This window comes from Novosphingobium indicum (genome assembly GCF_014645195.1).
Classification (GTDB): domain Bacteria; phylum Pseudomonadota; class Alphaproteobacteria; order Sphingomonadales; family Sphingomonadaceae; genus Novosphingobium; species Novosphingobium indicum.
Map to the genome: position 1 here is coordinate 128,105 of NZ_BMLK01000012.1, position 12,825 is coordinate 140,929.

A 12,825-nucleotide genomic window follows, 5' to 3' on the forward strand; every position below is an offset into this window, starting at 1 on the left:
CAGGCCAACGATCACAAAAGCCAGCGTCAGGTCAGCGAAAAGAGTGCGATTGCCACCGCGAGCCCGAGAATGGGCACGAGGACCGTCAGCACGCCGACGGCGGGATAGGCATCGTGGTGCGTCTCGCCGCAGATCGCGCGGACCGTGGTCACGACATAGCCGTTGTGCGGCAGGCTATCGAGCGCACCGCTGGCGATGGCGACGGTACGGTGGAGTTCGGCCGGGTTCGCGCCCATGGCAAGATAGGCCGGAGCAAGCAGCGGCAACGCAATCGTCTGACCGCCGGAGGCCGATCCCGTCAGCCCTGCGATGACGGTGACGGCAATGGCCGCGCCGATGAGCGGGTCTCCTGGGATGTGCTGAACCGCATCGAGCGCCATCTGGAAGGCGGGCGAGAGCGCAGCGACTGCACCGAAACCGACGACGGCACAGGTATTGGTGATCGCCACGACAGCGCCGGTTGCTCCGCGCGAAAAGGCCGCTGGCATGGTCCCGCGCGAGCGCAGGCCGATCAACACAGCAAGGGCCGTACCCGCACCGAGCGCCACCACCAGCGCCCACTTGCCGAGCGATGCCCCTGGCAGCAGCGCGGAAAGCGGGCCGAGCGCCTGCGGATACTGAAACACCATGAACACGGCCAGGACCGCAGCAAGCGGAAGCAGGCACAGCAGCGGATGCGGCAGATGGCGATTGGCATCGATGGAATCGTCGCTGGGCCGGTGCTCGAACCGCTCGCCGCGCGCCACGGCCCGCTTCACCATGCGATCGAGCAGGAAATAGCCGAGACCCGCCATCAATAGCGCCACGACAAGGCTGACCTGCCAGCCGGCATAGGCGTCGGTTCCCAGATACTGCATCGGGATCAGGTTCTGGATCTCGGGAGACCCGGCGCTGGTCATCGTGAAAGTCACCGAACCGAAGCAGAGCGACGCCGGAATGAACCGGCGCGGCAGGTCCGCTTCGCGGAACAAGTGGACCGAGAGCGGATAGACAGCAAAGCCGACAATGAAGACGGACACGCCGCCATAGGTCAGTACCGCGCAGGCCGCGACGACGGCCAGGACAGCGTGGCGGATGCCGATCTTGCGAACCACCCACTGCGCCACGCTTGCCGCTGCGCCGCTGGCACCCATGACTTCGCCGAAGATCGCGCCCAGCAGGAACATCAGGAACCAGTCGGCGAAGAAACCGGTAAAGCCCTTCATATAGGCGGTCGCAAAGTCGGGCGCGCCGTCACCGGCGAGCGGCGGCAACCAGGCGATTCCGCTGGTCAGGGCAACGAGCGCCGCCGCGATCGGCCCGGCGAGAAGAATGTTCACGCCCCGCACGGTCATCCAGATCAGGAGGATGAGCGCTCCCGCAAGACCGATGGCACTGATCAAGGCTTCATTCTCCCCTGCCCCATTTTGCGAATGATGCCCGCATGTTGCAGACGAGGCCCGCCAATGTCCATTCGGCATTTTGAGAGTTTGTTAATGCGCCGTTTGCCAAAGGCCTAGCGACTCCGTTTATCAACACCGCCTTATGACGAAAGCCTGACAAAAGGTTTTGGCGGTCGCATGGCATTAAAAGAAATATCCACCACCCAGGTCGAAATGGGAATGTACATTCACAGCTTTCAGGGAAGCTGGCTGAGTCATCCGTTCTGGCGCGCAAAATTTCTCATCGAGGACGACGAAAAGCTGCAGGCCGTACGCCAGGCCGCGCTCGACGCCGTGGTGATCGATACCGATCGCGGAAAAGACGTGCCTGCGCCAGCGGAAGCGCCACCCGCACGCGGCCCGGCCCTTCACCCTAGCCTGAAAGCGCGCAATCAGCGGGCCGCGGCCAAAGCAGCGGCTGCCCCCGCCGCGATCCGCCCGGCGATTCGCCCGATGGCCGCGCGTCCGGGCACCTCTTCGGTGGCACGCGAATTCGGCAATGCCCGCCGCACCGCCGGACAGGCGCGCAAGGTCATCTCGAAAGTGTTCATCGAAGCGCGCCTCGGCAAGGCGCCACGTGTCGCCGAAGTCGCCCCCGTCGTGGAAGACATCCACGCCTCGATCGAGCGCAACCCTTACGCCTTTTCCGGGCTGATGCGCTGCAAGTCGGAAATGGAGGCGATCTACAAGCATATGCTGTCGGTCAGCGCGCTGATGGTATCGCTTTCCCGGCATCTGGGCCTTTCGCCGCAGGAAACCCGCACGGCGGGCATGGCGGGACTGCTGCTGGACGTCGGCGTCAGCCGGCTCGACATCGATCTGACCGATCTGGATCGCGGCGTCGAAGGTATCGATCCGGACTTGTGGCACCGGCATTGCTACGTCGGCCGCGACCTGCTGGCCGCCGCCGAGGAGGTTCCCGAAGAGGTCCTTCAGGCCGTGGCGCGCCACCACGAATTGATGGATGGCTCGGGCTTTCCGCAAGGCCTTGAGGACCGCGAGATCGACCTGATCTCGCGCATGGCCGCGATTTGCGACAGGTTCGACCTGCTGGTTTCGGGTGCCGCGACCGGCGAGCCATGGGACCCGGCGGAAGCCATGCGGACCATGATGGGGCGCGAAGGCGCCTACGATCCGGAGATTCTCGCCCGCTTCCAGGAAGCGCTCGGCGTCTATCCGGTTGGTTCTTTTGTACGGCTGCGCTCGGACCGGATTGCCATGGTCATCGATCAGGACACCTCCGAACCGGCGCTGCCGACCGTGCGGGCCTTCTACTCGATCACGACAGGCAAGCACGTGAAAGCGAAAGTCATCGAACTTGCCAACTGCTTTGGCGAAGACGCCATTGCCGGCATCGCCGATCTTGCCGAATACGGCCTGCCCCCGGCGGAGGACTTGCGCGAGCAGCTGTTTACGCTGGGCGCGAAACAAGCCTCGTAAGGCTGGTCGAGACCTAGATCCCGTACCAGAACACCAGCGAGGCCGAGAGCGCCGCGACCATGATCAGTACCAGCGGAATGCCCGGTCGCATGTAATCGGCGAACTTGTAGTCGCCCTCTGCCAGGATCATCATGTTGGTCTGGTAAGCGACCGGGGTCGCGTAGCACAGGTTGCAGCCGAACAGCACAGCGAGCACCAGCGGTTCTGCCGGGAGCCCGAGTTGCGCCGCGATGTTGAAGGCAATCGGCGTGCCGACCGCCGCCGCCGCGGAATTGGACGCGAAGTTCGTAAGCGTCGTCACGAAGACCATGATCGCCGCCAAGACACCGGCCGGTGGAAGGTGTTGCAGTCCCGTCGCCATGATCCCGCCCAGCCAGCCGGCCGCGCCCGACACCAGCATGAACTTGCCGAGCGCAATCGACGCGGCCACCAGCACGATCACCTGACCGGAAAGCGCCCTGCCTACGCGCTCGAACCGCACGCATCCGGTCGCAAACATCATGATAGCGCCGGCCAGAGCGGAAATGGCGATGGGAACAAGCCCCGCAGAAGCGAGGCCGACAGAAACGAGCATGATGACAAACGCCACCGGTGCCTTGCCCGAGCGCGTGATCTCCCGACCGCCTTCGAGCTGCAGCAAGCCATCGACTTCGGCGAAGAGATGCAGGTCGTCGGGCAGGCCCATGACCAGAAGCACATCGCCTTCCTGCATCGGCGCATCGGGCGTGTAGGGGCGGGTATCGCGCAAGGGCTGGCGCACATGGTGGATGCCCAGCATCGCCACACCTTCGAAACCTGCCGTCTTCGGAGTCAGTCCGATCAGGCGGCTGTCGGGGGCGACGATCATTTCGACGACCATCATGTCCTTGCCCGCACGGCCCGAGTCTGCCCGGATGCGTTCAACCAGCCAGGTCGGTGCCAGCGTCGCGGAGAGCTTGCGCGCAGCCTCCTGCAACCCTTCGAACGTGCCGGTGGCAAGAACCCTGTGCCCGATATGTCCGCCGGTGCCCGGCGGCAGCCAGATATCCACACCATCGGGAAGCGATCCGCGCGCTTCCTCGATCGTCTTGCCCCGCAGCGCAGCTTCTTTCGATACGCGCAGCTTGGACAGGAAACGACGGCTTTCGACTGCAACCGCCTTGGTATTGTCGGGCAGCAGGCGCGGCATGATCAGCCACATGTAGAGAATGGCCGGCAGCATCGCGACGAGAACGATCGGCGTAAACTCGAAGACGTTGAGCGGCCGCATGCCGAGATCGTTGGCGATCGAGACAACCAGCAGGTTGGTCGACGTACCGATCGTCGTCGACATGCCGCCGATCAGGATCGCCGCGTTCACCGGCATCAGTGTCTTGGAAGCGGGCATTCCGCCTTTCATGGCCATCTGCACCAGGATCGGGATCATCAGAACCAGAACCGGGGTGTCGTTGATGACCATGCTGAGCAGCATGCACACGACCAGCGTGAAGAGCAGCGCGAAGGACTTGTTGGTCCGCCAGATCTGGCCGAGCGCGCGGGCAGCAGGATCGAGCGCGCCTGTCACCACCATGCCGCGACCGAGGATCATCAGCGAACAGATCGTGACGAGCGCGTAGTGCCCGAAGCCTTCGAACGCGAGAGCGAGACCGGCATACTTGTCCTGCCCCGGCATGGGAAAGACGTAGAGCAGCAGCGCGATCGCGGCGATCGTCAGCAGCGAAACCAGCTCGACCCGCAGTCGGCCGTTGATGAACCCATAGAACATGCCCAGCGCAATGAGGATCGCGCCGGCCGCGTGAAGGTCTGGCAGGAAGTCCATAAAGGCCGAGCGCTCAGCCCTGCGCCTGCGTCCATTCGACCCTGTAGAGGTCGAAACGCCGGTCCTTGAGGTTCTGGACCGCGCCCGACTGGCGGGCAGTCAGCAGCGAATCGAGGCTGAGATCGGCAATCGCGATCGTCTCGGTATTGGGCGCCGTGTCAGCGGCCACGCCATCGCGCGAGAACGGGAAGTCCGAAGGGGTCAGAATGGCACTTTCGGCGTAGTGCACGTCCATGTTCTCCACATTGGGGAGATTGCCTACTACACCCGACGTCACGACGTAGCACTGATTTTCGACAGCCCGCGCCTGGCAGCAGTAGCGCACGCGCAGATATCCGCGCCGCTCGTCGGTGCAGAAGGGCACGAACAGCAGCAGCGCTCCCTGGTTGACGAGGTGGCGGGCAAGTTCGGGGAATTCGCTGTCATAGCAGATCATCACACCGATCGGCCCGCAATCGGTCTGGATCACGTTGGCCCCGTAGCCGCCCTTGATGCCCCACCAGCGCCGTTCCGACGGCGTCGGATGCAGCTTCTCGCTCTCGTGCACGGAGCCATCGCGCAGGAAAGTATAGGCGATGTTGCGAATTTCGGTCTTGCCGTCCTCCACTTTGGCGTGCGTCGGGTGCGAGCCGCCGATGATGTTGATGTTATAGCTGACCGCCATGCGCTGCATGAACTCCACGAACCGGTCGGTGTAATCGGCAATCTTGTCGATCGCCTTGGCCGGTTCGAGCTTGCGCTCCTCAATGGACAGCAGCGCCAGCGTGAACAGTTCGGGAAAGACCACGAAGTCGCTCTCGTAATCGGCGGCGACATCGACCCAGTATTCGACCTGCTCCTCGAAGTGATCGATGGTCTCGATCTTGCGCATCATGAACTGGACCGTCGCCACACGGACGCTCGACGGCACCCGCTCCTTCAGCCCGGGTATCAGCTTGCCGGTGTCTCGCGGGGCGAGCGGGTTGGTCCAGTACATCAGGACCGCGCAGCCGCCGCTTTCCTTGTCGTTGGGAATATAGTCGCGCAGGATACCGTGCGGCTCGTACCCCTGGTTCATCTGGAAATTGATGACCTGGTCGCGGATCTTCTTTTCCTTGACCGCCTGCAGGTAGTCGGCGGGGTTGGGATAAGTCCGCTTGCGGCGATAGTAGCCGGGCATCCGGCCGGCGAAGGCGATGCCTTTAAGCTCGAAATTCTGGCACAGTTCCTTGCGCTTGCGGTAGAGCCGCTGGCCGATGCGCAGGCGCCGGTAGTCGGGATCGACGCAGACTTCGAACCCGTAAAGGACATCGCCATCCTCGGCAGGCGGACGGCCATAGCCGCCGTTGCTGATTTCTTCCCAGGTATGCGGCTTGAAGGCGAGATCGGCCGGCACGATCATCGTGGCGCAGTGGCCAACCACCTTGCCTTCGTATTCGGCGACGAATTGGCCTTCGGGAAAATTGATCACTTGTCCGCGGAGTTCGGCCCGCGTGAAGGAATCGGCCTTGCCGTACACCTTGACGGACAGGCGCGCGATAGCCGGAGCGTCGGCAACAACGGCCTCGCGGATGATGAGTTTCGCTTTGGTCTGATCCATGTGGGGTACTCTTACGCGCAAGGTTTCGCGCGGTTCCAGTGGGGATTTGCGAGAAAGTGCAGATTTGGTCTCAGCCACGCCTGCAAAGGTCGAATTTCGGCGAGGAAAGTCGGCCCGGATCGGAATTTTTCAAGCTGCCGGGATAAAAACAGCCGCTGGCACGTTCTTCTTGATAAGAAAGGAGATATCGAATGAGCGCAACACTCTTCGCCTTGGCCCTGTTTGGGTGTTCGGACGACGGCACCGCTTGCCAGCGCCTCTCGACTCCGGTTCAGACGTATGAAACGCAGGCCCAGTGCTCCGCACAGCTGGATGAGGCGCTGGGTACCGACGCCGCCATGCGCGCAGATGCGCCGACGGTATTCGCGCAGTGCCTGACCAGCCGGCAGATTGCCCTTCTGGGTAAAGGCACCGTGGACCTTACCCGGGTCAACGGCATGGAATTTGCGTCAGCCGGTTTCTAACCCCGCCCGCGATAGCCCTGCACCCCCTGATCCGGCACCCAAAGTCCTTCAGGCGGCGCGCCGGACTGCCAGAATACGTCGATCGGAATACCGCCGCGCGGATACCAGTATCCGCCGATCCGAAGCCAGTGCGGCTGCATCTCGTCGAAAAGGCGCTGACCGATACCGACGGTAACGTCTTCGTGGAAGCCGCAGTGATTACGGAAGGATCCGAGGAAGAGTTTGAGACTCTTGGATTCGACGATGCTCGCCTGCGGCGCGTAGTCGATCACCAGATGGGCGAAGTCGGGCTGTCCGGTCACCGGGCACAGCGACGTGAATTCCGGCGCAGCGAACCGCACGAGGTACAGCGAACCCGCGCGCGGATTGGGCACATAGTCGAGCACCGCTTCTTCGGGCGACGCCGGAAGCGCGCTGTTCTGGCCGAGGTGCAAAGGTTGGGGGCTATCGCTCATACCACGGCCATGCCGCTAAGCTCGCGCCGTGACAAGCGCCAAGTCGGCCGTTCGGCGGCATGACGCAACAACTGGTCGCGGGCTCGCCCGGCATTAACATGCGGTTCAGCGCCACCCGACTTGATGCTTGGCAATCATGAGGGGCAAAGGGAAATCCATACCGTTCGGCATTGTACTGGCTGCGATTGTCGTGGCAGCACCGGCGGGTGTCCATGCGCAATCGCTGCAGGACTGGACCCTCCCCGCGCCCGATCCCACCCCTACCGGCCGCAGTATGCAAGGCCCGGTCGACCCGCAAAACCCGATCGTGCAGCCCACCGAAGCGCCGCCTTCGCCGGTTCCTGCGATCAGGCCCCCCGCCCCGCGCGTCACACCGAGCGCAGCACCAGCCGCCCGGCCTACCGCGTCGCCAACACCGCAAAGCCCGTCTGCTGCGCCGACAGCTCCCGCAACGCCGCGGCCAGCACCGGCCGAACCTGCTCCGACACCGCAGCCCACTTCTGCAGCATCGCCTTCGACTGCAGCTGCGCCTGCGCCGACGACCGCGCCCCGCGAGCCGGCTGACCCGCTCCCCAAACCGGTGGAGACGGTCCAGGCCGCCGCGAATGAAGGCAACGCGCCTGCCTGGTGGTGGGTCATTCCCTTGGCCCTGCTCGCGCTGATCGCAGGCTTCCTTATGCTAAGACGCCGGAAGGCGGCTGCGCCTTCGCCTTCGGAAGACACGCCGCTTGCCGAGACCGCCGAACCGGACACGCCAGCCCCGGAGGTCCCGACCGCTCCTGTCCCTGCACCGAAAGCGGCCCCGCAACCCGTACCCCCGCCTGTACCGGCCATGGCCACCAGTCGCGCCAGCGGCCAGATCGATTTTCAGCCTGCCGTCCTGCGCCTTTCGCTGTTCTACGCGACGTTGCAGTTTCACCTGCGGCTTACCGCGAACACCGAATTTCCATCCGGCAAGCTGCTGGCCGACATGATCTCTGCCCACGGATCGCTGTCGCAGGAGATTCAGCTATCACCGCATCCCGATGCGATGCAGGTCGTCGGACAGTTTCCCCAACTCGCCCCCGGGCAGATGTTCGACATCAAGGGCGAACTGCAACTGCCGCTCAATGCGATCCGCGCGGTGCATCAGGGAAATGCCCAGCTCATGGTCCCCTTGGTTCGCCTCGCCCTACTGGGCGACAACGAACCCCACCTGCCGCACCTGGAGTTGGGATGCGTATTCACCATCGGCCTGCCGGGCAGCGGGCCGGCTCTGTCCCCCCTGCGGGTCGACACCGGCCCGCGCGACTTCACCGGGCTGATCGCGCGCGAGATCGAAAGCGCCCGCCGCACGACACTCTTGGGCCTCGACCACGCCCGCGCAGCGAGCTAGGCTTCTCCGCAGGAAAGCGGAGAGCACTTTGAGCGATACCAGCAAGTTGGCAAATGTACGCACGGGAACCCGCATCGTCGGCGCGGGCCGTCGCAAGAAATGGACAGGGCCAGTCGTCAATCCGCCGGTATGGCGCGCCAGCACGCATCTCTACGAAAGCACCGCCGCCCTTGCCGAAGGTCCTCGCCGCAATGAGGACGGGCGCTTCTTCTACGGCCGTCGCGGCGCCCCGACGCAATGGGCGCTCAGCGATGCCCTGACGCAACTGGAACCCGGCGCCGCCGGCACAGTACTCTATCCCTCGGGCGTCGCGGCGATCTCCGGCGTTCTGCTCACCGTGCTCAAGCCCGGCGACGTCCTGCTGATCAGCGACAACGCCTATGACCCCAGCCGCGCCATGGGCAAAGGCCTGCTCAGCGACTTCGGCATAGAGCCTCGCTTCTTCGATCCGCTCGACCTTGCCGCCTACGAAGAGGCCTTCTGCGACCGCACCGCCGCGGTACTGCTGGAAGCGCCGGGCAGTCTTTCCATGGAAATGTGCGACGTGCCGGCCATGGCCAGCATCGCCCGCGAAAAGGGCGCAATCTCGGTTCTCGACAATACCTGGGCCGGTCCGCTCGGCTTCCCGGCGCTCGAAAAAGGCATCGACATTACGCTGATGGCGCTCACCAAGCACGTCGGCGGTCATTCCGACGTGATGATGGGCAGCGCCAGCGCCGGCCCTGAACTCTACGCGCGGATGCGCCAGCGTGCGCAGCAACTCGGCACCGTGGTCTCGCCCGACGACGCTGCTCTTGCCCTGCGCGGTCTCCGGACGCTCAATCTGCGCCTGAAACAGGAAACCGACAGCGCCCTCAGCATTGCCGAATGGTTGTCGCAGCGCGAGGAAGTGGCGCAGGTCCTTTGCCCCATGCTGCCCGGCGCGCCCGGCCACGAGCTGTGGAAGCGCGACTTCTCCGGCGGCTGCGGCCTGTTCAGCTTCGTCTTCAAGGGCGGCACCCCGGCAGACCGCAACCGGTTCGTCGACGCGCTAGAACTGTTCGGCATCGGCTTCTCGTGGGGCGGCTTCGAAAGCCTCGCCTTGCCTATAGAGCCCTCTGCCTATCGGTCCTGCATGACCTGGCCGCCAAAACCGGGCGAGACAGAGGATCGCTTCGGCGTTCGCCTCTCCATAGGGCTTGAAGACCCCGCAGACCTGATCGCCGACATAGAGCAGGCCATGGCGGCCTGGCACGTCGCATGATGTCCCTTCTCGCAGCTGCTGCCGATGCAGTACCGACTGGCGACGCCAGCGGCAGCGCCGATCCCGGCGTGGTCGTTCCCCTGCCGACGGCAACGCCCATTCTCGATGAGCCGGTCGCAGGCGCGGAGGGCCTGAAAAACGCGGTCGCAGCCAAGAGCGGAACGATCGGCCAGCTGATCGACACGCTGGATGGCCTCGCGGTCCAGATTGGCAGCATGCGCGTATCCGCCTGGGACATGGTGGTCGTGATGCTGGTGCTGGCCCTCGTGTTCACGGCTGCCTGGGGTATCAGCAAGGTCGCCCACCGGCTGCTCACGCGCGCGACCCGGCTCGACATGACGCAGCGACTGCTGATCGACAAGATGCTCAGCCTGCTGATCTGGGGCATTGCCATCCTTGTCGGCATAGACATGCTGGGCATCGACCTGACGGCGCTGACGGTCTTCTCGGGTGCTTTCGGTCTCGCTATCGGCTTCGGTCTGCAAAAGACCTTCGGCAACCTCTTCGCCGGTATCATCCTGCTGATGGACCGTTCGATCAAACCGGGCGACGTCATCGCCATTACCGATCAGGGCGGCAATTCCACCTTCGGCCAGATCCGCCGCATCGGCATCCGCGCCGTCTCGCTGACCACGCGCGATCAGAAGGAATACCTGATCCCGAACGAGAACCTGATGATCAATCAGGTGGAGAACTGGTCCTATTCCAGCAAGAACGTGCGCGTGCAGGTTCCCGTGGGTATCTCGTACAATTCCGATATCGTGAAGGCCGAGGAACTCATGCTCAAGGCTGCGCGGTCGGTAAAACGCGTCCTGGACGCGCCGCCGCCCACGGCATGGCTCGACGCCTATGGCGACAGTTCAGTCAACTTCATCATCCACTGCTGGATCACCGATCCGGAAGAAGGCATCGGCAACGTGCGTTCGCAGGTCCTGAAGTCGCTTTGGCACATGTTCCACGAGGAGGGCATCGAGATCCCCTTCCCGCAACGCGACATCAACCTGCGCGACAACGAGGCGTTCCGCGAACTGCTGGAAGCGATGCGCGGCAAGCCGGACGACAAGGGCTCTGCCTGAATTCGGCCTAGTGCCGCACCTTCTGCAGCGCCTTTTCCATCTCCAGTCGGTTGCGGCCCTTGGTCTTGGCCACGAACAGCGCCATTTCCGCGCGCTCGATAGTCGAATCCAGACTGACACCGATCCGTGCGACGCTGGCGCTGGCGGTAATCGCGAAGCGGCTTTCGCCGACGCTCTGGCGTAGGTCCGCCAGGGTATTGATCACCCGGCTGCAGATCGCCTCGGCCTCGTCCGGCTTGGTGCGCGGCAGCAGCACTGCAAAGCGTTCGGACCCGATCCGCGAAATGAGATCGTCCGACCGCAGCATCTCGCGCAGGAGGTCCGCGAAAACGACCAGCACTTCATCGCCGGTGCTCTGCCCGTACTGCATGTTGATAGTGCGGAAGAAGTCGATGCTGAACAGGGCCAGACAGCCGTCCATGTCCTTGTCGACCATGTGTTCGAGCATGGAGACGAAAGCCGCACGGTTGGTCAGCTTGGTGAGCGGATCGGTATAGGTCGCGGCAAAGAGCTGCTGCTCCAGGTTCCGGCGTTCGTCGATACTGCGCATGATGCTGATGGCGCCGTAAGGCTGGCCATCGTCGTGCTTCAGGGCGCGCATCTGGATTTCGAACCAGCGTTGGCGATCATCGTTAGTGATCGCGGGAAACTCTATCCAGCCCCCCGAATCGGCACCGGCCAGCGCACCGTCATAAGCATGCGCGACATCCTCGCGCGCCTCCGGAGCGACTATGTCAAACAAACGCATCCCCACGCGTATGTCCGGCTGACGAAACCCCATCCTTTCAAGGCCAGGCGAGGCGGACACGATGGTTCCCGCCAGATCGGACTTGATGATGATGTCGGAAGTGCTTTCCGCCAGGAGCCCGCAGATCGCGGAACTTTCCTGCACTGTAAAATTCATGCCCATTTCGGTAGCGCCCCGAGTTCCAGAAATCGACATGAGTCAACGCATTGAAAATCACGATTGGAAAAAATTACGAAGGATGTCTTCACAGATTTGTTCTTTATCGCGGCATCTATTGCATGGACCCTGATTACAACACGGAAAACAATAGAGTCTGTTGCCCTGTTATATAACAAACTTTATATTATTTCCTTGTTATCCATATATTTACCATCGACCTCAGGATTCGGAAAGTCCAAAACTTCAACTCTTCAACAACAACGGCGTATTCCGCGCACCCTCTGGGGTGGCCGCACTAAAGCTCAATCATGATCCTGATCTTGTCCGGCGTCGTTTCCACCGCCGCTGCAATCTGGTCCCGACAGCGCGAAATGAGTTCGGGCAAACCCGGCACAGTGCGGCTCGGCTTCAGCTCGCCCACGGCTACACCAAGGGCCTCCGCGATGGGCTCCAGACGATCCTCGATCGGCCGTGCACGCCCCTGCTCCCAAGCCCATACTGTGGGCTTGCTCACCCCCAGCCTGGCCGCGAGCTCGCCCTGCGTCAGGCCCCGCAGCTTGCGGAGCCGGTGAATCCTCTCGCCCAGGCTTTCGCCCCCGATAGCCGCAGGCACAGCCGGCTTCGGCGCAGGGCCGACGCCAGCCTCATTCTGAACGGCACTGCGCAATTGTGCAGCACTCAGCGTGGCAGGGGACAACGGCACTTCGAAAGCGCAACCGTAAAGCCGGTCGCTGGCCCAGGCGACGCGTGCGCGCATCGTGCCTGCTTCGGGAAGCGCAACTTCGATCACGTCGCCGATTTCGAGGGAGCTGCCGGTTTCAACCAGCAGCCCGGTCTCGGACACGTTATGCACCAGAACCCGCGCTGCTGCCCCGGATTCAAGCGCCCCCTGCGTTTCCAGCAGCAATCGGCGCCGGTTCGCACGAGGCTGCCCCTCGCCCGAGTAGGTTTCATCGAAATGTGCCGGAATCGGCATGAGCAAGTCTCCCGCGGAGGCTTGAATCGTCAACCTCTCAGGTTAAGATTCGGTTAGCAGAAGGGTTAAGTCTGCTCCTAACCGGATATAC

Annotated in this window: 11 protein-coding genes; 5 read left to right on the plus strand and 6 right to left on the minus strand. The window is 63.2% G+C overall.

What is annotated here, in order from left to right:
* Positions 1-26: 26 nt before the first annotated feature.
* Positions 27-1,382, minus strand: a complete 1,356-nt coding sequence (locus tag IEX64_RS13840; protein ID WP_188820283.1) for a GntP family permease — start codon at positions 1,380-1,382, stop codon at positions 27-29.
* 177 nt (positions 1,383-1,559) lie between these two features.
* Here IEX64_RS13840 and IEX64_RS13845 point away from each other — a divergent pair, with 177 nt between their 5' ends.
* Positions 1,560-2,861 (plus strand): cyclic di-GMP phosphodiesterase, encoded by a 1,302-nt coding sequence (locus tag IEX64_RS13845; protein WP_188820285.1) that lies wholly within the window; start codon positions 1,560-1,562, stop codon positions 2,859-2,861.
* 13 nt (positions 2,862-2,874) lie between these two features.
* Here IEX64_RS13845 and IEX64_RS13850 read toward each other — a convergent pair whose 3' ends face one another.
* Both IEX64_RS13850 and IEX64_RS13855 read right to left on the minus strand, forming a co-directional pair.
* Complete coding sequence (locus IEX64_RS13850) at positions 2,875-4,659, minus strand: SLC13 family permease (RefSeq protein WP_188820287.1); 1,785 nt, start codon at positions 4,657-4,659, stop codon at positions 2,875-2,877.
* A gap of 13 nt (positions 4,660-4,672) precedes the next feature.
* Positions 4,673-6,238, minus strand: coding sequence for a carbon-nitrogen hydrolase family protein (locus tag IEX64_RS13855; protein ID WP_188820289.1), 1,566 nt, complete (start codon positions 6,236-6,238; stop codon positions 4,673-4,675).
* A 191-nt stretch (positions 6,239-6,429) separates the two neighbouring features.
* Here IEX64_RS13855 and IEX64_RS13860 point away from each other — a divergent pair, with 191 nt between their 5' ends.
* Positions 6,430-6,702, plus strand: coding sequence for a hypothetical protein (locus IEX64_RS13860; protein WP_188820291.1), 273 nt, complete (start codon positions 6,430-6,432; stop codon positions 6,700-6,702).
* On the opposite strand, the gene queF is transcribed toward IEX64_RS13860, so the two are convergent.
* Positions 6,699-7,157, minus strand: coding sequence for a preQ(1) synthase (gene queF / locus IEX64_RS13865; RefSeq protein ID WP_188820293.1), 459 nt, complete (start codon positions 7,155-7,157; stop codon positions 6,699-6,701). The two genes, IEX64_RS13860 and queF, sit on opposite strands and share 4 nt — an antisense overlap.
* 832 nt (positions 7,158-7,989) lie before the next feature.
* On the opposite strand from queF, the gene IEX64_RS13870 reads away from it, so the two are divergent.
* From IEX64_RS13870 to IEX64_RS13880, 3 genes are read left to right on the plus strand one after another with little or no spacing between them, the layout of a single operon-like run.
* Positions 7,990-8,532 (plus strand): hypothetical protein, encoded by a 543-nt coding sequence (locus IEX64_RS13870; protein ID WP_188820295.1) that lies wholly within the window; start codon positions 7,990-7,992, stop codon positions 8,530-8,532.
* A 28-nt stretch (positions 8,533-8,560) separates the two neighbouring features.
* A complete protein-coding gene (gene metC, locus IEX64_RS13875) occupies positions 8,561-9,775 on the plus strand; it encodes a cystathionine beta-lyase (RefSeq protein ID WP_188820297.1) in 1,215 nt (404 codons plus the stop codon).
* Positions 9,772-10,851, plus strand: a complete 1,080-nt coding sequence (locus IEX64_RS13880) for a mechanosensitive ion channel family protein (protein WP_188820299.1) — start codon at positions 9,772-9,774, stop codon at positions 10,849-10,851. The genes metC and IEX64_RS13880 overlap by 4 nt, the downstream gene beginning before the upstream one ends.
* A gap of 7 nt (positions 10,852-10,858) precedes the next feature.
* Here IEX64_RS13880 and IEX64_RS13885 read toward each other — a convergent pair whose 3' ends face one another.
* Together IEX64_RS13885 and IEX64_RS13890 are read right to left on the minus strand one after the other, a co-directional pair.
* Positions 10,859-11,743 carry a sensor domain-containing diguanylate cyclase gene (locus IEX64_RS13885; protein WP_229710347.1) on the minus strand — a complete coding sequence of 295 codons (885 nt, stop codon included), beginning with the start codon at positions 11,741-11,743 and terminating at the stop codon, positions 10,859-10,861.
* 310 nt (positions 11,744-12,053) lie between these two features.
* Entirely contained in the window at positions 12,054-12,734 is a 681-nt protein-coding gene (locus tag IEX64_RS13890; protein ID WP_188820304.1) for a helix-turn-helix domain-containing protein, read from the minus strand.
* Positions 12,735-12,825 lie beyond the last annotated feature (91 nt).

What these genes read in the sequence shown, in the direction of transcription:
- IEX64_RS13850 (WP_188820287.1), bottom strand. Translation starts at nt 4,659, where the DNA reads ATGGACTTCCTGCCAGACCTTCACGCGGCCGGCGCGATCCTCATTGCG.
- IEX64_RS13845 (WP_188820285.1), top strand. Translation starts at nt 1,560, where the DNA reads ATGGCATTAAAAGAAATATCCACCACCCAGGTCGAAATGGGAATGTAC.
- IEX64_RS13890 (WP_188820304.1), bottom strand. Translation starts at nt 12,734, where the DNA reads ATGCCGATTCCGGCACATTTCGATGAAACCTACTCGGGCGAGGGGCAG.
- IEX64_RS13880 (WP_188820299.1), top strand. Translation starts at nt 9,772, where the DNA reads ATGATGTCCCTTCTCGCAGCTGCTGCCGATGCAGTACCGACTGGCGAC.
- IEX64_RS13860 (WP_188820291.1), top strand. Translation starts at nt 6,430, where the DNA reads ATGAGCGCAACACTCTTCGCCTTGGCCCTGTTTGGGTGTTCGGACGAC.
- IEX64_RS13870 (WP_188820295.1), top strand. Translation starts at nt 7,990, where the DNA reads ATGGCCACCAGTCGCGCCAGCGGCCAGATCGATTTTCAGCCTGCCGTC.
- queF (WP_188820293.1), bottom strand. Translation starts at nt 7,157, where the DNA reads ATGAGCGATAGCCCCCAACCTTTGCACCTCGGCCAGAACAGCGCGCTT.
- IEX64_RS13855 (WP_188820289.1), bottom strand. Translation starts at nt 6,238, where the DNA reads ATGGATCAGACCAAAGCGAAACTCATCATCCGCGAGGCCGTTGTTGCC.